A 23355-nucleotide genomic window follows, 5' to 3' on the forward strand; every position below is an offset into this window, starting at 1 on the left:
ATGTTTTCACCTAATTACTTGGAACCATGACTTTTATCATTATATATTCGAAGATATAACAGTAGTATAATTGCTTTTTTAAGCTTTAAACCAGTCAAATAATGATAGCAATCGTAAAATTTTTCATCGCACTCCTTGTTCAACTCCTAACCCTGATTTTTATTTAAAAAGTAGATGGGATTATGGCAGGAACACAAACCAATATAGTGTGTAAACTGCTTTAATTATATTTGCCACAACCAATACATTTATATGTTTTATAAAATTTTGGCGAAAATCAACAAAACCCTACTACCCTCATACACAAAAAAAGGGTTGGACCTCTCCCGGGCATCCAAATTACAACTAGCAATTATCGGATGGCGTTACTTTGTTACTACAAAGGCATTGGATCAATATTGAAGAAGCACTCCTTTGGGGTAACCATTAATTTTATCGGCACCATTTAAAAAGGTGAGTTCAATCAAAAAGTTGCATTGAACCACTTCGCCTCCCAGTTTTTCTACCAATTTACAAACTGCTTGCGCCGTGCCTCCAGTGGCCAAAACATCATCGTGTATTAGAACCTTGTCCCCTTTTTCGATGGCATCCGAATGGATTTCAAGAGTTCCCTTGCCATACTCCAGATTATAGGATTCAGAAACTGTATGGAAGGGCAGTTTTCCAGATTTACGAACGGTAATAAAACCGGCACCCAATTTTTCGGCCAACATGGGGGCAAAAATAAATCCCCGACTATCCACCCCAATAACTTTATCAATCTTCATATTAGCGGTTAAACCCAACAATGCCTCGCCTGCTTTTTGGAAGGCTCTTGGGTCTTTTAGCAAAGGGGTGATGTCTTTAAAAACAACGCCTGGCTTGGGGAAGTCCTCAATATCACGAATGTAGGGTGCAAAATCCATTTTTTTATATGCTAGGGTTTTGTGGTAAAGTTAAAAAGAAATATATTTGCAGCCCTTAAATAAGGCCGCGTGGCGCAACTGAATAGCGCATCTGATTACGGCTCAGAAGGTTGCAGGTTTGAATCCTGCCGCGGTCACTGGGCAGCAATGCCAAAATAATAAAAGCCCTTGTATGAATCATGCAAGGGTTTTTGTATTTTAGAAACCTTCTGTTTTTGATTGGCAATAGTGCAATTTTATAATCTCCAAGAAAGTTTAAAATCAATTTTGTATTGAAATATTATTTTACTTGACATATCAATTATATTTGTATCAAATAATTGACATGAAAATCCCTGCAAAAACGGTTTTCTACCATATTGAACGTACTATCAAAGTATACAGGAAGTTCTCGAGGCAGAATTTTTTAAAAGTAGTGGATGACATAACTATAGATCAAAAATTGATTCTGCAGTACTTGAACGACCATCCTGAGTTAAGTCAGAATGAAATTGCTGAATTGGTTTTTAAGGACAACGCATCCTTAACACGAATGATTGACCTTATGGTCCGTAAAGGATTCCTTCTACGGTCCATTAATCCAGATGATCGCAGGAGATTCAAAATTGAACTAACACCAAAAGGAAAGGAAGTCCTGGAAAAACTGGCTCCGATAATCGTCGAAAATCGAAAAAAAGCATTTGCTGGAATATCCGAAGAAGAACTTACACAACTGAAGCATACACTCAATAAAATAGCATCCAACTTAAACAAAGGTTAAAATGCGAAAAACGCTATGGATTATCTGCTCATTGGCTTACCTATTATCTGGTTGCGAGAGTAAAGCACAAACTTTTCCCGGTGAAACTTGGACAAGAGCTGAAAATCCCGAAGCAATGGGTTGGCCCGATGCAGAGCGGTCGAATTTCGAAAGATATATTATTGACAGTACAAACATTACCGGCTTGGTCCTCGTTCATAAGGGGCAAATTGTATTTGAATATGGAAACATTAATGAAAACAGTTACATAGCATCCTGCAGAAAAAGTATTCTTGCCATCTTGTTCGGCAAATATGTAGAAAATGGTACCATTGATTTAGACAAAACATTGGAAGAGCTAAATATTAACGATGTAACCGAACTCTTTCCCGAAGAAAAAAAGGCCACCGTTAAAGATTTGATCTCTGCTCGTTCCGGGGTATACTTAAGAGGGTCAAATGGCGGTGATTTTCGAAGGTTTGCTCCTGAAAGAGGTTCTATTGCCCCGGGAAGTCATTGGCTTTACAACAATTGGGATTTTAATGTAGCTGGATACATCTTTGAGCAAGAGACCCAAAGTAATATCTATGACGAAATCGGAGCCCAATTGGCCGAACCCTTACAAATGCAAGATTGGGATATAACGCTACAACAGAAAAGTGGTGACAATAGTATCTCCAAGTTTCCTGCATACCATATGTGGTTTTCTACTAGGGATATGGCCCGTATCGGATTATTAATGCTCCGAAATGGAAAATGGAAAGATGTACAAGTAATTCCCGAAGATTGGGTACACGAAGTAATAAAACAACGGACTTCATATTCGGAAGCCCAAAAAAGTGTGCCGCTACTTAAGGAAGATGGACTGGATTTAGGGTATGGCTATATGTGGTGGCTCATAGAAAACACCAACGATCCAAAACTGAAGAATGCCTATTCTGCCCAAGGAGCCTTAGGACAGAATATTACCGTATATCCAAATATAGACGTTGTTTTGGCCTTTAAAACAAATAGTGTTTACCGAAGAAGAAACTCCATCCAAACCCAAATGAAGGTCACCAAAAAAGCTGTAGCAATTTATAATGGTCAATAAAACACCTAATAAATCTATAAAGGAGAGCCTTATAATCGTCATTTTCCTGGTTGCAGTTCTAACAGCCTGTGGCAGAAAAAATGAACCAAAAAAACAGGCCCAATCGGAAAATTCCGCAACAATTGATTTGGCTGCTGTTTTGGATACTATTTGGGAAACCGAGCAAGTGCCAATCAGAAAAAGAGATTCGGCATTTCATGCTTTCGGTGACGAATCCGATGAGTACAAAAAATACCAAACCCTATACAAAAAGAACCATAGCGCCAACGAACAAAAAATAGCAGAAATCCTAAAAAATGGCTGGCCAAGAATAGAAGAAATCGGAGAGCAAGGTAACCTAACCATTTGTAATGTTTTGCAGCACAGTAGTCCCGAAACACGCTTAAAGTACCTTCCGTTAATGCGCCAAGCCACTAAAAACAAACAACTGAGTCCATGGTTATTGGCCCGAACAGAGGACCGAATCGCAACAGATCGTGGAGAGCTACAAATTTATGGAGGACAAATAAAGTATTATCCGGAAACAAATACTTTTGATGTTTGGCCTATTTTTGACCCGGAAAACGTGGATAAAAGACGTGCTGAAATCGGATTGGAGCCTATGGCCCAGTTTCTAAAAAACAGAAGGGTTCCTTTGGTATGGAACCTAAAAGATCAAATAAAAAGAACCGTCGCATTTGAAAGCGAAAAAACCAAAAAACAATGAACAAAGACCTCTTTCTGAGAGAATTTATGGATGAAATCTGGAACAAAAAGAATCTAGATAAAGTTGAACAATATCTCCATAAAGAATATACCATCCACCTAGACCCAACTGATCCTTGGGAGGGAAAAACTCTGTCTCATTCCGAGTTTATACATCGAATGCAATCAGCATCATTTGGCCCATTTCCGGACATGAACTTTGAAATAACCTCTACTATCGAGGACGAGCATCATGTTGCGGCCACATGGGTTCTAACAGGAACAAACCTTGGAAACATAGGAGATATTCCACCGACAAATAAAGCAATCGAAACAAGAGGGATGACCATTTATCACTTCAAAGATGGTTTGATCAATGGTCATACCCAAATTTTCGACAGGACCACAGTAATGAAACAATTAGGATTTATTTAAAATGAAGACCAAAAAAGAACTTAAGGACGAGTACAAGCAAATGAAATTTCCAATGGGAGTTTTTCAAGTTAAAAACATCTGCACCAACAAACTTCTAATTGATAATAGTCTGGATATGGAGTCTAAATGGAATAGACATCAAATGGAGTTAAAGTTCGGCAATCATAGAAACAAAGATTTTCAAAAGGACTGGAACCAATACGGAGCGGAAAATTTTGTTTTCGAAGTTTTAGCGGAATTAAAAAACGATGAAGGGGAAAATAATGTCAACTACACTTTAGAATTAAAAACTTTACAGGACATGGTCCTTCAGGAACTTGAAATTAAAAATCTTTATTAATGGGCTAAAGCTAGATTAGTTTAGTTCAAGCTCATATAGAGATTGCTTTATTTAAGAGAAAACCCCGCAACAATTATTGCAGGGTTTTTGTTTTTGAAATGTTTTGTTGTACTTGAATCCAATGATCAACTTAATACGTCAAGGTGTTATATCCCTTGGCCTGAAGCTGTAGTATTCGTACTGACCAAGTTGGTATTGGCTCCAATCCGTCGAACAGCTCGTCCTTCGACACACCTAATTTTTCCATGGCCACACTGCAGATACTCACACGAACTTTGGATTTATATTTTTGAAAAAAGGTTTCCAATTCAGAACCTTCGACCAAGTCAGCTACGACCTTACCTTTAACAACAACTTCGTAATCCTCTATTTCCACTCCATTTTCCACAAGAAAATCGTACATGCTCAACGCTCCTTTAAATTGACGTTCATCACTGACACCAATAGCATATTGACCAGTCTTTTGTAAATCGGCAACGGTTTGCTCATCAAGTTTACGTTGTCCATACATGCCGGACATGGTCAACGTAGTTAAAATACTTAGAATAATAAAGGCTCGGAATATTTTCATGGTCTTTTAGTTTTTATTTTAGCAAAATTGCCTACATAAAAATACAATTATTGACTCTCTTCGTTTACAATGATGGTCTTATAAACTGTAATTGGCTTACCGTAGGTGGTAAATCCATCCAAAATAACTTCAAATTCCCCTGTAAGGTCAGAAGTATAAAACTCGAATTGTAAATCGGCGCCACCCACCTCAACATGAGGTTCCCAGAGCAAGATTCTTCTATAATCGGGAACTTTACTATCCACGGACATTTCAGAACCATAGTGTTGCTTAAAATAATTTTTCTTTGGAGAAGCTTTCTTAATTGGGACATTTATCCCATGTTCTGGTGCATAATCTTCAAAATAATCTCCGTCAATCGTTTTTACGGACATCATGCCCTGATAATCCTTTCCAGCCATACGGAACTGATCCCTGACCAAACTGATGGATTCTATTTTTCTGGCATCAAAGTCCTTGATTTTTTCATGATCCGGAATATAAACCCCATCAATCAGAAGAATGGCCGGAAAATTATTGGCCTGCTCATTGTACGTCTCAAAATCTTGAGCAATTCGGATGTAATCGCTGCCTTTGGAATTGCTTCTGTATCCAGCAAAGTCCAATATCTCAACAAGTGTCTCCTGAAAAGTTGGGAATCTTGTGTATTCTTCCAAATTAATCGTCTCAAGTGTTCCACCGTCAAAAGGGTCAATGGGGAATCCCAACAAAACAGAATCAGGTTTTACCGAAAAAAACTGATTCTCCAACTGATTATGAACGCTACGCAATTTTATTTCATCCGAGTACTGTGGCTTTAAATTGAATTGACCAAAGGTCAGCCCTGTGGCATCAAGGTTTGGAATTCTACCAAGAGATACTTCGACATCTTTGGCATTTTCCGCTACCTGTAAAATGGCCCTGCTTTGCTTATAATCTTGTCTTAAATAGGTGTAGAAACTACCATTATCGTCCGTAATAGCAAATTTTAGCAGAAACTCCTCACCGGGAATGGACACCACCATTTTGGTGTCGGACGCTGGATCCCCATCCGCATAAGTTACTTTACCAAATAAAAGCTCGCCCCGCTGTTCAGGCAAAAAGAGACTATCTCCTACCTTTTTGTCAAGCTCCTTTTTAATATTAAAATACTCGTTGGCATAAGAAATAGCATTTATGGATGGGTAAACATCCATTTCTTCTTTTTTCTGAACTTTTAGGGTATAATTTCCATAACCCAATTGCTCTTTATAATTTTTAAGGGTCAAATCGACCTTCTGTCTGGTACCGAAAATATCTTGGTCTAGTTTTATTTGCACTACTGAGGAATCAATTGGTCGATTGATTACTTTGGAAGAAATGGGTGCATTTTCAAAGTCATCCGATAGCAATTGGGATTGATCTACTTGATAAGGGTTAATAATGACCAGGTCATCCTTGAAGACTTGCTCCATTCCATTGTTCTTCATCCATTGGGTATATCCAAGTATTTTGTAATTTCCTGAAGGAACATTGGTATTGACAAAAAAATCGCCTTGAGATTTCCCTTGTTGCAAACGTATTTTTTGTTCCAAAATATACTCACCATCCTGATTGACCAAGGCCACGTACCCTACTGTACTTACATTACTGGTTCTGTTGTTCTGTGCATTGAAGCAATAAACGGCATAGTGAACGTATTCGCCGGTAAATACAATGGGGCCTGTATGGTGCACATAGACCTTTTCCTGTGGTAGACTCTTAAGATCTTGTAGTTCTTCCAAACTACTTATTACGTACTGAGCTTGGATCGGAATAACCAAAGCTATCAGAACCAAAAACGTTAAGCATTGTTTTTTCATAAGCTATGTTTTTTAATCTACCCAGAAATCTGGTTTTATATTAGACCCCACCAAATTACAATCACCACATATAGTGGGCACAACCAAATAAGGTCCCTCGCATAGCCCTGGTGGGTCAACATTATCTTGATAGTATTCTACTAAACCTAATTTAATACGGTCTATTAAAGGTTGGGGACAATTCTCCGGGGGCGGTGGATAAGGTCCATCCCTTTCAGGATTGCCAAGAATTGGGGAGACTGGATTTTCACAATTCACGGTTCCAAAATACGGGGGCAATGGTTCGTTGGGAAACAGGTCTTCAAAATTAAAGTACAAACGTTGACTAACCTCTGAACTCACATCAAAAAAACCAACGACCGGAACATTATTATCAACACTAAAAACATTTCCTTCCAAACTACCTGGCTGTACTTGGCTAAAAAGTGACTCATTTTGAGAAAATGCCGTCAACCTACTATAAAAGTCAAATGCAGATTTGGACACAACTCTTTGTTTTACCAAAATACTATATCTATGTGAGATGATGGGATTCGTAGCACCAATAAATCTTACCATGTTTCGCTCGGCCCTATTTCCATTGAGAATGTTCGCATTCAACAAGACCTCCACATTGGAAAAGTCTGTTCTGTAACAAACCTGTTCCTCCCTTGCCCTAGGTACCAATCTTACGTCGGGATATAATATTTCCGTTTCTCCATTGCTATAATCAATCACTTCGGTTTCATCCCTAACAATCTCAAATTCATAGGGTGTCCAACGAGGGGCTATTATCTTATAGGTTTCCTCGTAGGTATATCGCAACAATTTGTTTTCATCGGTTTGAAAAGAAGAATCAACAAAAATACCTACACCGTCCACACCACTGTCGCTAACCATGAGTTCTGCATAAATAGAATCAATAGACGAAGTTTGGGGAAGCTTCATCTGTTCAGAAATAAATTCTTCACCATTGGCCGTAACTATAAATAATTGATAGGAAATTTCGGGAACGGCGGCGAAGGAAACAACGGATTCATATGTACCTTCCTGACTTTCTTCGAACCGATAAGTAGTCCCATCTTCGGCTCTAATTTCCACATTTGCCCCATTTTCAAACTTGGGCCTAAGACCGCGTTCTATAATAATTGGCGTTTGCGTATTAAAAAGTCGTTCTTCCTCCAAATTAACGGTACTATCACTTTCAATGCGTTGCATACGGCTCAAAAAAACTTTTTGTCTTGCCTCCATACTGGTAATATTGGCCTCCACAATTAAGGCATCCACCATGGACGTATCGGAAAGTATATCTGAAGAAGCATCGAACGGCTCCACGCAGGCATTAGTCAAAAGAAGCATTACAATTCCATATTTATAAGATTGATTGCTCATTCCTCCCAAAAATCTGGTTCTATTTTCTCTCCTAAAAGACAATCACCACAAATCCTGGGCACAACAATATATGGTCCGGCACAACTGGAGTCAGGGACTGCATACTCACCGTAATATCCATAAAAACTTATTAGTCCTAGATCCACACTCTCAATTATAGAAGTGGGACATGGAGTAGGTCCTGGAGGGCCGCTGTAACAATACGATACGTGAGATTCCGGTGGGCTTGACAAGGCACAATTAAAAGGAAAAGGGGGCAATTCCTCATCGGGGAAAAAATCTTCATAATTAAAAAAGAGACGCTGTTCCGATACCGCTACAGCTTCTACATAACCCAAAATATTCTCGCTTGTGCCATCTTTTCTTTGCACATTGGCGTAAAGGGCACCTGGTTGTATCTGTGAGAAAATATTATCGGACTTCGAAAATGCATTCAAATTCTCATAAAAAGAATAAGCGTCTGCTGATTGGACTTGCTGCTGCACCAAAATGCTATATCTATTGGAAATAATAAAATTATCTTTTCCAATAAATCGTACCATCTGTTTGGAAACACCGGAACTTGAACCGCCCAGCGTACTACCTTGCACAATCTTATCCGACACTACGGTATTAAAGCAAATGTTTGGTTCTGTTTTTTCAACTACTTCCAAATTATAGGTAGGTTCGGGAAGAGCACATGGGTCATAATCGGTAAGTACAAATTCAAATTCCGAAGTGAATGGAGGAATTATTTTGTAAGTCTCTTCATAAACATATTTGAAAAATTGATTTTCTCCGTTCATTGGCTGGCTATCCACATAAATGGCGACCCCTTCCTCACCACTATCATTAAAGGCCTTTTCAGCATAAATGTCCGTAATTTGAGAACTTCCTTGGATACTTAATGGGTCCGATATATACTCCAAACCATTATTGGTTACTATTTCCAAAGTGTATCCCACCCCCATTTCCAGGGCAAATTGCTGGTTAGATAGGTAAGTCCCTTCCTCACCCTCGGTAAACTGGTATTCTGCACCATTGTCTCCCAATACACGAACGGTGGCACCGCCCTCCATATCTACAGATTCAATAGGTCGGCTACCCAATGGAATGTAGGGATTGTAAATGGTATCCGTCTCAAGATCCAAGCGATTACTGCTCCTGCTCAAATATACCTTTTGGGTAATCATCTCGTCAGTCAGCACAGCTTCCACTACCAAAGCCGGCGATTGCTCATCTTCATTGAGCGTTTCAATTTCGAGTTCATCCAAACACCCTACTAGAAAAGCAAAGGACATTAAGTAAAAAACAACTTGATATATACGTTTATACCGCTTCATTAAAACTTGAAATTATACGTTATCGAAGGAATAGGGACACCAAAAATAGAACTCTGCAATGCTTTCACCTCCCCATCTTCCGTTACAAAAAAGACCGAATAGGGATTGTTTCTACCTAGCACATTATACACTTGGATGGTAATAAAACTATGCGCAAGTTTGTTCTTTTTATGATTTCCCTCAATGTTGATTCCCAAATCCAATCGGTAATAATCGGGTATCCTAAATTTATTCCTATCACTAAAAGTAACATAGTCCGCATTGTTGAACCTAAAGGTTCCCACAGGATATGTAATCGGGCGACCAGTTTGGTACACAAAATTGGCGGAAATACTATAACGCCTAGTAAACTTGTAATTGGCAATTACACTTAGGTCATGTGGCTTATCAAAATTGGATGGGAAAAATTCACCATTGTTTATGCGTTCCTCGCCCGTTGGTCCATCAAACCTATATTTGGAACGGGAATAGGTATAACTCAGCCACCCATTTAGATTCCCCCGATTCTTTTTTAGAAGAAACTCAACACCATAGGCCTTGCCTTCACCTTGGAGCACTTCGGTCTCCACATTTTCATTGAGCAAGAGGTCTGCGCCCGTTTTAAAATCGAGCACATCGTCCATTCGTTTATAGTAACCTTCCAAACTTAATTCGTACATGTTTTCCTTGAAATTTTTAAAAAATCCCAAGGTAGCCTGATACCCTTTTTGCGGTTTAATGTTCAAGTCTGAAAGTTTCCAAGTGTCTATGGGCGAAACGGTAGTATTATTGGACAGTGTATGAATAAATTGATAGGAATTGTTAAAACTTGCCTTTACCGAGAAATCCGGGGTAAACAGATATCTTGCCGAAACCCTAGCCTCTGGTCCACCGTAGGTTTTGATGAATTCACCACTGTTATAACTTACGGTGTCCTGCACTGTGGACTCGCTTCTTGGAGCACCCTCTTGATAGGTGTTTTGTGTGGCCTCACCCATGGCTGCATAAAATGCATATCGCGCTCCTACATTAAAAAGTAGCTTATCCGACACTTTGAATTCATCACCAATAAAAAGGGCTCCTTCCAAAGCTTGCTCCCGGTCGATGGAAACAGGCTCTACGTTGGAGTTCGCCCCCTTTGGCTCCACACTGCCCGGCTCCACCGCATAATATTTTGCCGACAGGCCGTAATCCAAAGTGTGCACCTCATTTAATCGAGTATTCAATTTATATCGCAACTCCGATTCGTTTATGGCGTAATCCAGTTCAAAATTACTGTTGCCCTCATCCTCATAATCAATACCGAAGTTATAATTGCTGTTGCTCGCCGTTAGCACTCCAGTGCTTTTCTCGCTGAGCTTGTGCGCCCATCTTACCGAACCCAAACGATTGCTGTAATTATATATCGAATCGGATGTAATGCTAAAATTGTCCTTACTATAATAGGCGGTTCCACGAATTTCACTGTTTTCACTAAACTTATGGTGGTATTTTACGATGCCATCAAAAAATGATGCTTCACTATTGTTCAAGGACTCTTCGTCCAAAGCTTTCAAAATCCAATCGGCATAAGCACCCCGCGCACCAACAATTAATGACGAAGTATCTTTTTTTATTGGAATTTCCAACGCAAGATTACCGGTAACTGGACCTATGGAACCCTCTCCCGAAATTTTTTGGGTATCCCCATTTTTTGTCTCAATATCGAGTACCGAAGATAGTCTTCCTCCAAATTCAACTGGTGGTGCGCCTTTGTATATATTCACCTTTTCGGTAGTAAATGGGTTCAAGGCCTGAAAGATTCCAAAGAAATGTGTTGGGTTATATATGACTGCATCGTCCAGCAACACCAAGTTTTGGTCGGTTTTTCCACCCCGTACATTTAATCCTGTAGCTCCTTCGCCTGCGGATGAAATCCCCGGCAAGGCCTTGGCCACTTCCAAAATATTTCGCTCGCCGAGTACCAACGGTATATCTTTGGATTCTTCGGAAGTGATTTCTTCACTGCCCGAAACTGCTTCCTCCACGTTACTTACCGCGTCTGCTTCGACCACAACTTCTTGCAACTGTTCTAGACTTTCCTGTAATTGTAGATTCAAGATTCCATCGTTATACATGATTACTTCTCTCTCAGAATCCCGAATTCCCATGGCACTGGTCGAAATAACATTGTAACCGGCCGGTAACTCCATCTCATATTCACCTTGCCCGTTTGTGACCGATACACGACCACTGCCCTTCACCCTAATGGCCAAATCAGGTATTGGTTCACCTGATACAGCATTCACTATTCGTCCAGACAATGTATAGGTAGGTCTTAAATTTTGCTGATCAGCCTTTCCTATCCTGATTAAAGGAAGCCTTTGTGCCGTTTGCGACACTTCTTGACTATAAAATATGGGGGGGGGTAAATTACCACGGTTTTCCGCAACAGCTGTATTTCCTATGGAATCTTTTATTTGATAAAAACTGGGGGGAAGTTCATCGTATACTACTGTGTTTTGTAATAAAAACACTCTTTTTTCTTTTTCAAGAATATAAAAATTCAACTGGGTACCGGAAAGAACAGTCTCCAAAATTTCTGAAATCGGTGTGTTTTCGAAGTCTCTACCTATCTCTAAATCGTCAATCCAATCATCGAGGTAGAAAAATGAATAACCGGATTTTTCCTTTAATTCCTTAAAAAAATCAGAGGAGGTTCTTGATTCGCCCGAAATAGTAATTGGCGTATTTTGTGAGAAAGTCAATTGCACCAATAAAAATATGGCGATAAAACTTGCTTTCTTTAAGAATAAAGAATGAGGTCTACTGAAAAGTGTCAATGGTTTGTTGAATTAGCGTACGACAATTTAACAAAAATTCAATAGGTTCATTAAATTAGCATATAAAAATTTGATACTTTTTTTGAAAATTACAGGGTTTTAAAAATATCCTTTCAAAAAAATAATTTCCTAAACTATCTATACAATTACTATTTAAATTCCAACCAACTAAATCATTTATATGAAAACCCTTAGAACCAATGCCTTTTTACTTATTGCACTCCTATTCGTATTCTACTCCCATGCTCAAATTGAAAAAGCGCCTCCCAGAGCTGAAGGTGAGGGCCCTTGGTCGCAATTGATTATACGTGGTGTTACTGTAATCGACGGAACCCTGTCCCCTCCTATTGGCCCAATTGACATTGTGGTAGAAAACAACCGGATTACTTCCGTGCAGGTAGTTGGTTTCCCAGGAATGGACATTAATCCTGATAGAAGACCCAAACTGAAACCTGGAGGCAAAGAATTAAATGCCGAAGGAATGTATCTACTCCCTGGGTTTGTCGATACCCATGCCCATATAGGTGGTACTTCGCAAGGAACTCCTGCTGAATATGTTTACAAATTATGGATGGGACACGGTATTACCACGATTTGTGACCCAGGTGCCGGAAACGGAATCGATTGGGTGCTCGACCAAAAGAAAAAAAGCGCCAAAAACGAAATTACGGCACCAAGAATACAAGCTTATAACTGGTTTGGCAACAGCTTGAACGGTGAACGTCGCCGTGCTGACATTACCACTCCAGAAGCAGCTAGAGAATGGGTAAGAGCCAATGCCAAAAAAGGGGCGGATGGCATTAAATTTGGAGGGGGGCTCCCAGAAGTAATGACAGCTGCTTTGGACGAAAACAAAAAATTGGGGCTACGCTCCAAAACTCATCACGCACAATTGTACGTAGGCAGATGGAACGTATTGAACAGTGCAAGAGCGGGACTGACTTCGATGGAACATTGGTACGGACTGCCCGAAGCCATGTTTGAGGACAGAACTGTTCAAGACTATTCACTGGACTACAATTACCAGAACGAGCAAGACCGTTTCGGAGAAGCTGGACAACTATGGAAACAGGCCGCAAAACCATTTTCTGAAAAATGGAACGCAGTAATGGATGAACTTATTTCCCTGGATTTCTCCCTCTCACCAACAATGGTTATTTACGAGGCCAACAGAGACTTGCAAAGAGCGAGACGCGCGGAATGGCATGAGGAATATACACTCCCTTCCCTTTGGGAATTCTACGCTCCCAGCAGACAATCCCATGGTTCCTACTGGCATTATTGGGGAACCGAACAAGAAATTGACTGGAAAGAGAACTATAAGCTTTGGATGACTTTCTTAAACGAATACAAAAACAGGGGTGGTAGAGTTACCATCGGTACTGATGCTGGTTTTATTTATCAACTTTATGGTTTTGCCTACCCGCGAGAAATGGAACTTATGCGCGAGGCAGGTTTTCATCCGTTAGAGGTAATCAAAGCTGCCACATTGAATGGAGCAGAAGCTCTTGGCATGGATGATGAAATAGGAACCATTAAGGTTGGAAAGCTAGCAGATTTTGTTATCATCGAAGAAAACCCGTTGGAAAACTTAAAGGCTTTATATGGAACAGGTGCCATCCAATTGCAAGAAGACAATACCATTGAACGTGTTGGCGGGGTAAAGTACACCATTAAGGACGGTATTATTTACGATGCCAAGCAACTATTGGAGGATGTAAAGAAGATTGTAGAAGAAGCTAAAGTGGAATCCAATTTTAAAATAGTACAGCCTGGGATGAAGCCATAACAACCGACATGGTATTAATGAATCAAAATAGGACGGCAGCTTTAAAGTTGCCGTTTTTTTTCTCTTATTTTTCCAAAGAATCCAATATTCGCTGTGCTTCCTTCAGCTCCAACTGAAGCTTCTCATTTTCCAAAATATATTGTTCCCGTAATTGGTTCATTTTGCGTTCAAACTCATCGGCAGGTACATAGTCTGGCTCCAACAAGGTTTCCTTAAAAATACTGATTACCGTAAACAGGAAGCTAATCGCTACTGCGGAAATTAAACCAACAAGAAATAGTTTTTCACGTTTTAAAGTCGGGGTACTTTTCTTTAGTAGCTTTTTTTCCTCTTTGGAAAGTTTCGGCGTACTGGATAATTGACCCAAAAAGGTATCCCATTTTTCTTCTTCCTTTACGTAGAGATTCATAAACCCTCCTTCATCCAAAAAATCTTGAGTACTTGGAGTAGAAGCGAGCATAAAAATGTCCATTCCATTCCCACTCATGATATCCAATAAATCCGCGTCTTGATCCTGAATTTCCTTAACCAACTTCTGGACATATTCCAGACTGTAGTTTGGTCTCAAAAATTCATCATAAAGGGTTTGGGTCTCAAAGTAATCACTTCGCTCCAAAGCATATTCCAAAAAACGATCTTTCAGTTCGGCCTTAAAAAATTCGCTCATTTTTCAGAATGGATGGTTAACTGTTGTTTTTTCTTGTTGAGGTTAATTATAAAAAGAATGGGGCCGTTAGTTATTTTTATTCAAGGTAAAGAATTCATGGAGGTGTTATTTTGAAGTATTAATAGAAAACCCGTTTGTTCAGTATTTTTAAACAGACCAATAAACGTACATAAATATTACATAATCTCCGCACTCAATCCGGCTTGCAAAAGTTTGCTGCATTTTGGTTTCAGGATAGAATACTCACCTGTTTTAACCGTACACTTACCATTATAATGCACAATCAATGAGCATTGTTCAGCCTGCTCCGGAGTATGCTCACAAACTTTGATAAGGGTTTCTATAACGTGGTCAAAAGTATTTACATCATCATTAAATAGAACTATTTCGTGGTCCTTTACGGTCTCTTCTTCCAGAAGGACATCTTCCAACTCTTTTTCTCTAGTGCCCATAATCTATTGGAGTTTACGTCTTTCTAATTTACATATTTTACTGAAATCCAGTTGTTCTTCTCTAGATTTTTTTCAAATTCCAAACCATAGGCCGCACATTTTGAAGAAATTGCATCTAAATCCTCCAAATAGAAGCCACTTAAAAATAGGGCACCTTCTTTTTTAAGGCAATTTGCATAAATAGGGATATCTTCTAACAGAATATTCCGGTTGATATTGGCCAAAATAATATCATATTTTTTTCCTTCCAACAAGCTACTATCTCCTTGATAGGCTTTTATATCTGGGCAGTGATTCCGGTCTACATTTTCTTGGGTATTCAAAAAGCACCATTCATCAATATCAATGGCTTCTACATCGGTAGCACCTCTTTTTTTCGCCAAAATAGCCAATACTCCAGTTCCACACCCCATATCCAAGACCGATTTTCCTTCAAAATCATTATCCAAAATATGCTGTAGCATCATGTGCGTAGTTTCGTGATGACCTGTTCCGAAGCTCATTTTTGGCTCTATCACAATATCGTAATCTACATCAACAGCTTTATGAAATGGCGCACGTACCATGCACTTTTTGCTCACCAAAATAGGGTGGAAATTCTTTTCCCATTCCGCGTTCCAGTTTTGTTGTTCAATCTCTTTGCTGGTCCAGTTAATTTCAAAATTTGGATTTTGAAATACGAATAAGTTCTCCAAGACCTTATCATGCCATTCGGACTTTAAGATATAGGCCAAAAGACCTGTTTCGTTTTCCACAAAACTTTCAAAACCCAGTTCCCCCAACTCCGCAATCAAAATATCGGTTGCAGGTTGGAGCGGGCTTATTTTAAAATCGTATTCGAGGTAAATCAAAGACATTATTTAAATTGCCTTGATAATATCCGTAAAATCGGTAGCAACCAAAGAAGCTCCACCGATCAAGCCGCCATCAACATCTGGCTTGGAAAAAATCTCAGCTGCGTTGGCAGGTTTTACGCTTCCTCCATAAAGTATGGAAACATCATCGGCAATGGATGAATTGAATCCATCGGCAATGGTTCTTCTAATGAATGCGTGCATTTCCTGAGCTTGTTCTGGACTGGCAGTTTCACCTGTACCAATGGCCCAAACGGGTTCGTAGGCAAGAATTATTTTGCTCCATGCACTACTATCCAAATCAAAAAGTGCATTTTTTAATTGGCTTTCCACTACGGAAAAGTGGTTGTCGGATTTTCTATCTTCCAACTCTTCACCAAAACAAAAAATAACCTTCAAATCTTTTTCGATAGCCGTCTTTACCTTTTTGGCCAACAAAGCATCATCCTCACCAAAATAAGCGCGTCTTTCGGAATGTCCAAGAATTACAACATCCACGCCCAAGCTAAGTAACATAGCTGCTGAAATTTCTCCAGTATATGCTCCACTTTCTGCAAAGTGCATGTTTTGCGCAGCAACTAGTATTGTTGAATCTTGAAGTGCAGTTTTAGCTGCTTGAAGATTGACAAACGTAGGCGCTACGATTACATCGGCATCGGTATCGGGTAATTTGGCTGAAAGCTCGGCCAATAACTCCTCTGTTTCCTTGAGGGTCTTGTTCATTTTCCAGTTTCCCGCTACAATCTTTGTTCTCATGTTATTAGATTTTTCTTAGTGTTATATTTAGAAAGTAAGTTCGTCAAAATCGTTATAGTGCACCTTTTGTTGAATAGTGCCCTTGTTGAGTACCAGAATAGCTGGATTGGAACGAACTATGGTTTTTAATGTAGTCTCATCGGTGAAATAAAACTCGAAATCCAATCCGTAGGTATTTATCAAATTATTGGCCATATCGCTACTCGAAGCGGACATTCCAATTACTTTGTACCCTTTCTGTTTTGCTTCGGAGGTAACTTTGGCAACTTCCTTAAAAGCTTCGTAGTTACTTTTTGCCATGTCATAAGCTATCACCATGACCAGTTTATCTTCTTCCAATAATTCCGCAGCATAATCTTGGCCTTCCTGTTCAATGGTAAAATCGTGGATGGGAGGTTCATATCCTTCTTGAATCTCGGTTGTCTCCACATCAACAAACTCTCCATCAACCGAAGGATAATCGCCCTCAGTTATATAAATTTTGTCCTCCCCGTTTACCTTAAAGCGCCAAGCATATTCATAAATGGGTTGTGCGGCATCTTCGGGAACGGACATTTCTTCCTGAATATTTGCACCAATTTTATAGGGCCTGAAATCCACAGAGGGTAAATGGTTCAATACGTGGTTAGCGAACCAAACACAAACTAAAAGTGCCACTCCCCCAACAATCCAATTGGTTTTGGGGTTAAACAATGGAGTGATATATTTTCTACCTAAGAACAGTATCAAAATAAACACCAACAAAATCACATCTTTGGTAAAGGACTCCCAAGGAGTTAATTTGATAGCGTCTCCAAAGCATCCACAATCCGTTACTTTATTAAAGTAGGCCGAATAAAAGGTGAGGAAGGTAAAGAAGATAATCATGAGCAAAAGGCTCCAAACGGTAAACTTTGGTTTAAAGCCCACAAGCAGCAACACGCCCAAAATTACCTCAACAATCACGACAAAAATGGAAATTCCCAATGCCAATGGCGTTAAAAAGGTCAAATCAAGAACACTGGGGCTAAAATATTCTTCCAGTTTGAAAGAAAAACCCATGGGGTCGTTCAATTTTATCAATCCACTGATAATGAACAACACACCTACAATTATTCTGGATATCCAAACAATGTATTTCATTCTTCTTTGCTTAAATGTATGAGTGCGAAAACCGCATAATTAACCATATCCTGATAGTTGGCGTCCACACCTTCGCTTACCAAGGTAGCGCCCTGGTTATCTTCAATCTGTTTTACACGCAACAACTTTTGCAAAATCAAATCTGTAAGCGAACTTACACGCATATCTCTCCAAGCTTCACCATAGTCGTGATTTTTATCCTCCATCAATTTTTTGGTAGTAGCGACTTCCTCATCATAAAGGGCAATGGCTTCGTCAGCATTTAGGTCTGGTTGATCTACCACCCCTTTTTTGATTTGGATAAGCGCCATTATGGAATAGTTGATAATTCCGATAAACTCGGAACGTTCATCCTCATCCACTTTCCTCACCTCGTTCTGTTGAAGGCTTCGAATGCGTTGTGCCTTTATAAAAATTTGGTCTGTTAAGGATGGTAACCGCAGGATTCGCCAAGCGGTGCCATAATCCTTTGCTTTTTTTAAAAACAATTCCCGGCAAGTCTGTATCACCGCATCGTATTGTTGGGAAGTATGCTGCATGTATTGTTGCTAATTTGCGTAAATTTCGTCCAACTTGTTTGTGCCCGAAAGCACTTTGCCAAAGATAATGAAACCCAACAAAGCAGATATTTTTTATGACCATAAACTGCAAAGGTGAACTCGTAGACCTAATATCGCCCAAAGTAATGGGCATTCTCAACCTAACTCCCGACTCTTTTTTTGATGGCGGAAAATACAAGGACGAAAGCTCCATACTCGCGCAAGTGGAATATATGCTCGACCATGGCGCTACCTTTATTGATATGGGCGCCTATAGCTCACGACCCGGTGCAGACCATGTTCCAGAGGATGAAGAATTGCAAAGAATGATTCCTGTAATCGACCTGATCTTGAAAAATTTTCCGGACACCTTGATTTCCATCGACACGTTCCGAAGTAAAGTTGCCGCTGAAAGCATCGAGCATGGCGCGGCCATCATCAATGATATTGCCGCGGGGAATTTGGATGAAAATATGTTTGCCACCATTGCCAAATATCAAGTCCCCTATATTATGATGCATATGAAAGGTACGCCGCAATCCATGCAAAAAGAAGCTACCTACGACAACTTGATCAATGATCTTAGATTCTATTTTTCAGAAAAAATACAGGAGGCCACTTCCAAAAAAATAAACGACCTCATCATAGATCCTGGGTTCGGTTTTGCGAAGACCACGGCTCAGAATTACACCCTTTTAAACCATTTGGATATGTTTCAAAGCTTGGGTTTGCCCATTTTGATTGGTTTAAGTAGAAAGTCAATGGTGTATAAAACCTTGGAGTCATCACCGCAAGAAGCATTGAACGGAACAACAGTGCTCCATACAGTCGCCCTTTTAAAAGGCGCCAACATTATTCGGGCCCACGATGTAAAAGAAGCGTCAGAATGTGTTAAACTTGTGGAAGCTTTGAAAGAGAATGCACTCTAATCAAGGGTTCTTCTATTTTTGCTAATTTTACAAAAACGCTGCGGTTGGATTTTTTAAACTTTCTCGAATTCAAGATTACCGATATCATCGATATAGTCCTCGTGGCCGCATTGCTCTATTATATTTACAAACTGGTCAAGGGTACTGTGGCCATCAATATTTTTATTGGGATTGTGATTGTTTGGGCCTTATGGAAACTTACCGAACTCCTTCAAATGAAAATGATAAGTAGTATGGTCGGTGGCTTTATGAATATTGGTCTGATTGCTTTGATTATTGTGTTCCAACAAGAAATCCGAAAGTTTTTGTTGATGATAGGCTCCACCAACTTCGCTTCCAAACGTAACATTTTCAAACATTTCAAATTCCTTAAACAGGAGGTCATTTCAACGACAACCGATGTTGATGCCATAATTGGGGCCTGCGAACGTATGGGTACTACCAAAACGGGAGCACTGATTGTAATCGAGCGAAACAACTCCATGGATTTTGTAAAATCCACCGGAGACGCGATGAACATAAAGGTGACCCAACCTATATTGGAAAGCATTTTCTTCAAGAACAGCCCTTTACATGATGGTGCAATCGTAGTTCAGGATAACTTTATCACGGCCACTAGGGTAATTTTACCCGTTTCCAACGACCGTAACATTCCCCTTCGTTTTGGATTGAGACACCGTGCCGCTGTAGGGATTACCGAAAAAACCGATGCGCTTTGCTTGGTAGTAAGCGAAGAAACAGGTTCCATTTCTTACATTAAAAATGGTGAGTTTATTCCTTTTAAAGGAAGGGACGAGTTGGTAAAACGTATTAAAAAGGATTTGGAGCAATGACATGCAAAAATTGTGACAGTACTTTAAGAACCGATTTCCTTTACTGTCCAGCTTGTGGCGCAAAAGTTATTCGCAACAGAATTACCATCAAAAATCTCTGGGTAGACATTCTGGAGCGATATTTTAATTTGGACAATACCTTTGTGAACACCTTTGTTCATCTGATCACCAAACCTGAAGTCGTAATCGAAGGGTATATTCAAGGCTTACGGAGAAAGTATTTAAATCCCATAAGTTATTTGGCAATTTCCTTGACATTATCCGGATTCATTGTGTTCCTGATGTCAAAATTAATGGGTCAAATCAACTTTGATATTTTTAATACTGGTGCGAATAGCGTGGCCCAAGAAAAAATGATGAATGTTATTTTTGATATTCAGGCACTTGTATTCGTTTTATATATACCCATGATGGCCATTGCAGGCTGGCTATGCTTTGATCAAAAAAAATATAATTTTTCTGAACGTACAGTCATCTTTATGTATACTTTGGCACAGTACAGTCTCACTATATTTTTACCGGCCGTTGTGATACTAATTGTGTCTCCTCAAGTATATGCCCCATTTTCATTTTTGACATTGGTTTTTATGTTCTTGTATGCAGGCTATGTTATTATGCGAATATCTAAATCGAGAGGAATCAGCTTAATTTCAAGAATATTTATATTTTACTTGTTACTGGGCGTACTTTACATAGTCACATCATCTATTATTCCATTGATTATGTTCATCACCGGAAATTTAGAGATCCAAGATTTTGCTCCTGTCAAAAATTGATTATGCTACTTCCTCCACCAAGAACTGGGCGTTATACAAATCATTGTAATACCCGCCTTTTTCTAGAAGCTCTTTGTGGGTTCCGATTTCAATAATTTTACCTGCATCCATCACAATTATCTTATCGGCTTTTTTAATGGTCGCCAAGCGGTGCGCAATAATAATGGAAGTTCTGCCTTCGGTAATCTTGTCCGTTGCTTGCTGAATCAACTGCTCGGAATAGGTATCCACGGAAGATGTAGCCTCATCCAAAATCAGAATACTTGGATTGCTCACATAAGCACGCAAAAAGGCAATTAATTGACGTTGACCGCTGGACAACATGGTTCCCCGCTCCTTTACATTGTATTGATAACCACCAGGTAGGCTCGAAATAAATTCGTGCACCCCAATTTGTTTGGCGGCGGCTTCAATCTGCTCTTCCGTAATGGATTCATCACGAAGTGATATATTGTGGGCAATGGTATCTGCAAACAGAAAAACATCCTGTAAAACTATGGCAATATGGGAACGAAGAGATTTTAAAGTATAATCATCCAAACACACGCCATCCACCAATATTTTACCCGAATTGATTTCGTAGAATCGATTGAGGAGATTGATAATCGTGGACTTTCCAGCACCCGTTGCACCCACAATCGCAACAGTTTCCCCTGCATTCACATTAAATGAGATTCCGTGGAGCACTTCTTCATTTGGCACATAGCCAAAATGAACTTCTTTAAACTCGATATCTCCTTTTACGTCTTTCTTCTCGACGGTTCCATTATCGTCGATATGGCTATCAGTATCCAAAATCTTGAAGACACGATTGGCGGCAACCATTCCCATTTGTAACGTATTGAACTTATCCGCAATCTGGCGTAAGGGTCTGAAAAGCAAATCCATCAAGAAAAAGAAAGCAATAATAGCTCCTTTGTTGTCCATCCCCACATTCTCTATGTTCTGAATCACACCAAAATACACCACCAAACCAACACCAATGGAGTTGGAGATTTCTGCTATCGGGAAAAATATGGAATTGTACCATACTGTTTTTAACCAAGCATTCTGATGTTTTTCGTTGATGGCCCGAAACTTTTCTTTTTCAATTTCCTCCCGGTTGAACAACTGAACGATCTTCATTCCTGCAATTCGCTCCTGGACAAAGGAATTCAGATTGGATACTTGGGCACGCACCTCTATAAAAGCAACTTTCATTGCTTGCTGAAATAGTCGTGTAGCAATCAAAATGATAGGAAGAATAGCAAATACGATCAATGCCAATTTCCAATTGATGACTACCATAATAATGGCTGCAGACAACATTTTAAGGGCATCGGCCACAATCATAAAAAATCCTTGACTGAAAATTTCACCAATTCGCTGCATATCCGCAACCGCTCTTGTAACCAACACCCCTATCGAGGAATTGTCGAAATACGTCATTTTAAAACTGGTCATCTTTTCAAAAAGATTGACTCGGATATCCTTTATCACGGATTCTCCCAATAGGTTGGCGAAGTAATTGAACAACAACTGTGTTGTAACCTGACCCAAAAGAAAAACCAACATGAACAACACATTTTGAAGTAGTTGGCCGGAATCCTTGTTTTCCAAAGATTCATTTATGATGGTTTTTACCAATAAGGGAATCCCAATGGCAAATGCTGCGGATAAAACCGCCACAATGGCCACTAACCAAAAGATACCTCTATAGGGTCTAGTTCGGGAAAAAACACGCTTGAACAATCGAAAATCAAATGCTTTTCCTATTTCATCACTTTTGCTCATCAAAAATTTCTTTTGGGTATGAAACCTTGGTCAAATATAATCCTTTTGCAGGGACGGAGACTCCTGCCTCTCCCCTGTCTTTACTCGCTATAACCTTATGGATGTCCTCGGGCAACATTTTACGCATGCCTACATCCAGTAAAGTGCCCACTACAGCACGTACCATATTCCGTAAAAATCGGTCAGCGGTTATCGTGAAAATCCATTTTTCCTCCTCAATTTTCCAATAGGCCTCTCGAACATCGCAATTGAATGTTTTTACATCGGTGTTGGATTTGGAAAAACATTCAAAATTGGTGTATTCCAATAGTATTTTGGCCGTTTCGTTCATTAAATCCAAATCCAATGGATGCTTCACAAAATGGGCATGATCAAAAAGAAATGGGTCCTTTTCCTTAACCAACCAATATTCGTAGGTACGCTCCACAGCATCAAATCGGGTATGGGCACCATCGGCGACTTGCTGGATTTCCTGTACGGAAATATCTTCGGGCAAGAAAGCATTTAACCGATACACCAAATCATCCATATCGGAGATGGGTTCAAAATCAAAATGAGCGAACATTTGCCTCGCATGCACTCCGGCATCGGTTCTACCTGCACCTACTACTTCAACGTTTTCCCGCAATAACGTGGACAAGGCTTTTTCCAAAACCTCTTGCACTGTTATGGCATTGGGTTGGTTCTGCCATCCGTGGTACGCTTTTCCGAAATAAGAAAATTGGATAAAATATCTCAATGGAATCCCTTACTTTTAGGTCGATAAAGATAATTCAATCCTTTC

24 protein-coding genes and 1 tRNA gene are annotated in these 23355 nt (G+C 39.6%); 11 read left to right on the plus strand and 14 right to left on the minus strand.

Annotated features, from left to right (window positions below):
- Positions 1 to 252: 252 nt before the first annotated feature.
- A complete protein-coding gene (locus ACQQ5U_RS09495) occupies positions 253 to 402 on the plus strand; it encodes an SsrA-binding protein (RefSeq protein WP_437397037.1) in 150 nt (49 codons plus the stop codon).
- On the opposite strand, the gene ACQQ5U_RS09500 is transcribed toward ACQQ5U_RS09495, so the two are convergent.
- On the minus strand, positions 393 to 905 hold the full coding sequence (locus ACQQ5U_RS09500; protein ID WP_437397039.1) for an adenine phosphoribosyltransferase: 513 nt from the start codon (positions 903 to 905) through the stop codon (positions 393 to 395). The genes ACQQ5U_RS09495 and ACQQ5U_RS09500 overlap by 10 nt on opposite strands.
- A gap of 63 nt (positions 906 to 968) precedes the next feature.
- On the opposite strand from ACQQ5U_RS09500, the gene ACQQ5U_RS09505 reads away from it, so the two are divergent.
- The 6 genes from ACQQ5U_RS09505 to ACQQ5U_RS09530 all read left to right on the plus strand — a co-directional run bounded on the left by ACQQ5U_RS09505 (position 969) and on the right by ACQQ5U_RS09530 (position 4196).
- Positions 969 to 1042: transfer RNA gene (locus ACQQ5U_RS09505), tRNA-Arg, on the plus strand.
- 188 nt (positions 1043 to 1230) lie between these two features.
- Positions 1231 to 1665: a MarR family winged helix-turn-helix transcriptional regulator gene (locus ACQQ5U_RS09510; RefSeq protein ID WP_437397041.1), complete on the plus strand. Its 435-nt coding sequence runs from the start codon at positions 1231 to 1233 to the stop codon at positions 1663 to 1665.
- 1 nt (position 1666) lies between these two features.
- Positions 1667 to 2737: a serine hydrolase domain-containing protein gene (locus tag ACQQ5U_RS09515; RefSeq protein ID WP_437397042.1), complete on the plus strand. Its 1071-nt coding sequence runs from the start codon at positions 1667 to 1669 to the stop codon at positions 2735 to 2737.
- On the plus strand, positions 2727 to 3443 hold the full coding sequence (locus ACQQ5U_RS09520) for a DUF6624 domain-containing protein (RefSeq protein ID WP_437397044.1): 717 nt from the start codon (positions 2727 to 2729) through the stop codon (positions 3441 to 3443). The genes ACQQ5U_RS09515 and ACQQ5U_RS09520 overlap by 11 nt, the downstream gene beginning before the upstream one ends.
- Positions 3440 to 3856, plus strand: a complete 417-nt coding sequence (locus ACQQ5U_RS09525; protein ID WP_437397045.1) for an ester cyclase — start codon at positions 3440 to 3442, stop codon at positions 3854 to 3856. Before ACQQ5U_RS09520 ends, ACQQ5U_RS09525 begins: the two co-directional genes overlap by 4 nt.
- A gap of 1 nt (position 3857) precedes the next feature.
- Positions 3858 to 4196 (plus strand): GIY-YIG nuclease family protein, encoded by a 339-nt coding sequence (locus ACQQ5U_RS09530; protein ID WP_437397047.1) that lies wholly within the window; start codon positions 3858 to 3860, stop codon positions 4194 to 4196.
- Positions 4197 to 4326: 130 nt separating this feature from the next.
- Here ACQQ5U_RS09530 and ACQQ5U_RS09535 read toward each other — a convergent pair whose 3' ends face one another.
- Genes ACQQ5U_RS09535 through ACQQ5U_RS09555 form a run of 5 tightly spaced genes read right to left on the minus strand, consistent with a single transcriptional unit; the run spans position 4327 to position 12081 of the window.
- Positions 4327 to 4767: a hypothetical protein gene (locus tag ACQQ5U_RS09535; protein WP_437397049.1), complete on the minus strand. Its 441-nt coding sequence runs from the start codon at positions 4765 to 4767 to the stop codon at positions 4327 to 4329.
- A 47-nt stretch (positions 4768 to 4814) separates the two neighbouring features.
- Entirely contained in the window at positions 4815 to 6587 is a 1773-nt protein-coding gene (locus ACQQ5U_RS09540; RefSeq protein WP_437397050.1) for a hypothetical protein, read from the minus strand.
- 12 nt (positions 6588 to 6599) lie between these two features.
- Complete coding sequence (locus ACQQ5U_RS09545; protein WP_437397052.1) at positions 6600 to 7958, minus strand: DUF4249 domain-containing protein; 1359 nt, start codon at positions 7956 to 7958, stop codon at positions 6600 to 6602.
- The gene (locus tag ACQQ5U_RS09550; protein ID WP_437397054.1) at positions 7955 to 9280 is read right to left on the minus strand and encodes a DUF4249 domain-containing protein; all 1326 of its coding nucleotides are present in this window, start codon (positions 9278 to 9280) and stop codon (positions 7955 to 7957) included. Before ACQQ5U_RS09550 ends, ACQQ5U_RS09545 begins: the two co-directional genes overlap by 4 nt.
- Positions 9280 to 12081: a TonB-dependent receptor gene (locus ACQQ5U_RS09555; RefSeq protein ID WP_437397056.1), complete on the minus strand. Its 2802-nt coding sequence runs from the start codon at positions 12079 to 12081 to the stop codon at positions 9280 to 9282. The genes ACQQ5U_RS09550 and ACQQ5U_RS09555 overlap by 1 nt, the downstream gene beginning before the upstream one ends.
- A gap of 181 nt (positions 12082 to 12262) precedes the next feature.
- Here ACQQ5U_RS09555 and ACQQ5U_RS09560 point away from each other — a divergent pair, with 181 nt between their 5' ends.
- Complete coding sequence (locus ACQQ5U_RS09560) at positions 12263 to 13870, plus strand: amidohydrolase family protein (RefSeq protein ID WP_437397057.1); 1608 nt, start codon at positions 12263 to 12265, stop codon at positions 13868 to 13870.
- A gap of 64 nt (positions 13871 to 13934) precedes the next feature.
- Here ACQQ5U_RS09560 and ACQQ5U_RS09565 read toward each other — a convergent pair whose 3' ends face one another.
- The 6 genes from ACQQ5U_RS09565 to ACQQ5U_RS09590 form a co-directional block, all read right to left on the minus strand.
- Positions 13935 to 14537, minus strand: a complete 603-nt coding sequence (locus tag ACQQ5U_RS09565; RefSeq protein WP_437397059.1) for a hypothetical protein — start codon at positions 14535 to 14537, stop codon at positions 13935 to 13937.
- A gap of 176 nt (positions 14538 to 14713) precedes the next feature.
- On the minus strand, positions 14714 to 14989 hold the full coding sequence (locus ACQQ5U_RS09570; protein WP_437397061.1) for an ATP-dependent Clp protease adaptor ClpS: 276 nt from the start codon (positions 14987 to 14989) through the stop codon (positions 14714 to 14716).
- Positions 14990 to 15012: 23 nt separating this feature from the next.
- A complete protein-coding gene (gene prmA, locus ACQQ5U_RS09575; protein ID WP_437397063.1) occupies positions 15013 to 15846 on the minus strand; it encodes a 50S ribosomal protein L11 methyltransferase in 834 nt (277 codons plus the stop codon).
- 3 nt (positions 15847 to 15849) lie between these two features.
- Positions 15850 to 16599, minus strand: coding sequence for a triose-phosphate isomerase (gene tpiA / locus ACQQ5U_RS09580; RefSeq protein ID WP_437397064.1), 750 nt, complete (start codon positions 16597 to 16599; stop codon positions 15850 to 15852).
- Between the two features lie 27 nt (positions 16600 to 16626).
- Positions 16627 to 17721 carry a BT_3928 family protein gene (locus tag ACQQ5U_RS09585; RefSeq protein WP_437397066.1) on the minus strand — a complete coding sequence of 365 codons (1095 nt, stop codon included), beginning with the start codon at positions 17719 to 17721 and terminating at the stop codon, positions 16627 to 16629.
- Complete coding sequence (locus ACQQ5U_RS09590; RefSeq protein ID WP_437397068.1) at positions 17718 to 18260, minus strand: DUF1599 domain-containing protein; 543 nt, start codon at positions 18258 to 18260, stop codon at positions 17718 to 17720. Before ACQQ5U_RS09590 ends, ACQQ5U_RS09585 begins: the two co-directional genes overlap by 4 nt.
- Before the next feature lie 95 nt (positions 18261 to 18355).
- On the opposite strand from ACQQ5U_RS09590, the gene folP reads away from it, so the two are divergent.
- Genes folP through ACQQ5U_RS09605 form a run of 3 tightly spaced genes read left to right on the plus strand, consistent with a single transcriptional unit; the run spans position 18356 to position 20798 of the window.
- The gene (gene folP, locus ACQQ5U_RS09595; RefSeq protein ID WP_437397070.1) at positions 18356 to 19189 is read left to right on the plus strand and encodes a dihydropteroate synthase; all 834 of its coding nucleotides are present in this window, start codon (positions 18356 to 18358) and stop codon (positions 19187 to 19189) included.
- 44 nt (positions 19190 to 19233) lie between these two features.
- A complete protein-coding gene (gene cdaA, locus ACQQ5U_RS09600; protein WP_421801526.1) occupies positions 19234 to 20022 on the plus strand; it encodes a diadenylate cyclase CdaA in 789 nt (262 codons plus the stop codon).
- Positions 20019 to 20798, plus strand: a complete 780-nt coding sequence (locus ACQQ5U_RS09605) for a DUF3667 domain-containing protein (protein ID WP_437397072.1) — start codon at positions 20019 to 20021, stop codon at positions 20796 to 20798. The genes cdaA and ACQQ5U_RS09605 overlap by 4 nt, the downstream gene beginning before the upstream one ends.
- Here the strand turns inward: ACQQ5U_RS09605 and ACQQ5U_RS09610 are convergent, their stop codons facing one another.
- Positions 20799 to 22571, minus strand: a complete 1773-nt coding sequence (locus ACQQ5U_RS09610) for an ABC transporter ATP-binding protein (protein ID WP_437397074.1) — start codon at positions 22569 to 22571, stop codon at positions 20799 to 20801.
- On the minus strand, positions 22558 to 23310 hold the full coding sequence (gene truA / locus ACQQ5U_RS09615) for a tRNA pseudouridine(38-40) synthase TruA (protein ID WP_437397076.1): 753 nt from the start codon (positions 23308 to 23310) through the stop codon (positions 22558 to 22560). Before truA ends, ACQQ5U_RS09610 begins: the two co-directional genes overlap by 14 nt.
- Between the last annotated feature and the right edge of the window lie 45 nt (positions 23311 to 23355).

It is taken from the genome of Flagellimonas lutimaris (assembly GCF_051494225.1).
Taxonomy (GTDB): domain Bacteria; phylum Bacteroidota; class Bacteroidia; order Flavobacteriales; family Flavobacteriaceae; genus Flagellimonas; species Flagellimonas lutimaris_A.

Coding starts and splice junctions, on each gene's coding strand:
- ACQQ5U_RS09530 (WP_437397047.1), top strand. CDS start 3,858: ATGAAGACCAAAAAAGAACTTAAGGACGAGTACAAGCAAATGAAATTT.
- ACQQ5U_RS09510 (WP_437397041.1), top strand. CDS start 1,231: ATGAAAATCCCTGCAAAAACGGTTTTCTACCATATTGAACGTACTATC.
- ACQQ5U_RS09610 (WP_437397074.1), bottom strand. CDS start 22,571: ATGAGCAAAAGTGATGAAATAGGAAAAGCATTTGATTTTCGATTGTTC.
- ACQQ5U_RS09605 (WP_437397072.1), top strand. CDS start 20,019: ATGACATGCAAAAATTGTGACAGTACTTTAAGAACCGATTTCCTTTAC.
- ACQQ5U_RS09585 (WP_437397066.1), bottom strand. CDS start 17,721: ATGAAATACATTGTTTGGATATCCAGAATAATTGTAGGTGTGTTGTTC.
- ACQQ5U_RS09520 (WP_437397044.1), top strand. CDS start 2,727: ATGGTCAATAAAACACCTAATAAATCTATAAAGGAGAGCCTTATAATC.
- ACQQ5U_RS09535 (WP_437397049.1), bottom strand. CDS start 4,767: ATGAAAATATTCCGAGCCTTTATTATTCTAAGTATTTTAACTACGTTG.
- prmA (WP_437397063.1), bottom strand. CDS start 15,846: ATGTCTTTGATTTACCTCGAATACGATTTTAAAATAAGCCCGCTCCAA.
- folP (WP_437397070.1), top strand. CDS start 18,356: ATGACCATAAACTGCAAAGGTGAACTCGTAGACCTAATATCGCCCAAA.
- ACQQ5U_RS09540 (WP_437397050.1), bottom strand. CDS start 6,587: ATGAAAAAACAATGCTTAACGTTTTTGGTTCTGATAGCTTTGGTTATT.
- ACQQ5U_RS09545 (WP_437397052.1), bottom strand. CDS start 7,958: ATGAGCAATCAATCTTATAAATATGGAATTGTAATGCTTCTTTTGACT.
- ACQQ5U_RS09550 (WP_437397054.1), bottom strand. CDS start 9,280: ATGAAGCGGTATAAACGTATATATCAAGTTGTTTTTTACTTAATGTCC.
- ACQQ5U_RS09560 (WP_437397057.1), top strand. CDS start 12,263: ATGAAAACCCTTAGAACCAATGCCTTTTTACTTATTGCACTCCTATTC.
- ACQQ5U_RS09565 (WP_437397059.1), bottom strand. CDS start 14,537: ATGAGCGAATTTTTTAAGGCCGAACTGAAAGATCGTTTTTTGGAATAT.
- ACQQ5U_RS09590 (WP_437397068.1), bottom strand. CDS start 18,260: ATGCAGCATACTTCCCAACAATACGATGCGGTGATACAGACTTGCCGG.
- ACQQ5U_RS09500 (WP_437397039.1), bottom strand. CDS start 905: ATGGATTTTGCACCCTACATTCGTGATATTGAGGACTTCCCCAAGCCA.
- ACQQ5U_RS09570 (WP_437397061.1), bottom strand. CDS start 14,989: ATGGGCACTAGAGAAAAAGAGTTGGAAGATGTCCTTCTGGAAGAAGAG.
- tpiA (WP_437397064.1), bottom strand. CDS start 16,599: ATGAGAACAAAGATTGTAGCGGGAAACTGGAAAATGAACAAGACCCTC.
- ACQQ5U_RS09515 (WP_437397042.1), top strand. CDS start 1,667: ATGCGAAAAACGCTATGGATTATCTGCTCATTGGCTTACCTATTATCT.
- ACQQ5U_RS09525 (WP_437397045.1), top strand. CDS start 3,440: ATGAACAAAGACCTCTTTCTGAGAGAATTTATGGATGAAATCTGGAAC.
- ACQQ5U_RS09495 (WP_437397037.1), top strand. CDS start 253: ATGTTTTATAAAATTTTGGCGAAAATCAACAAAACCCTACTACCCTCA.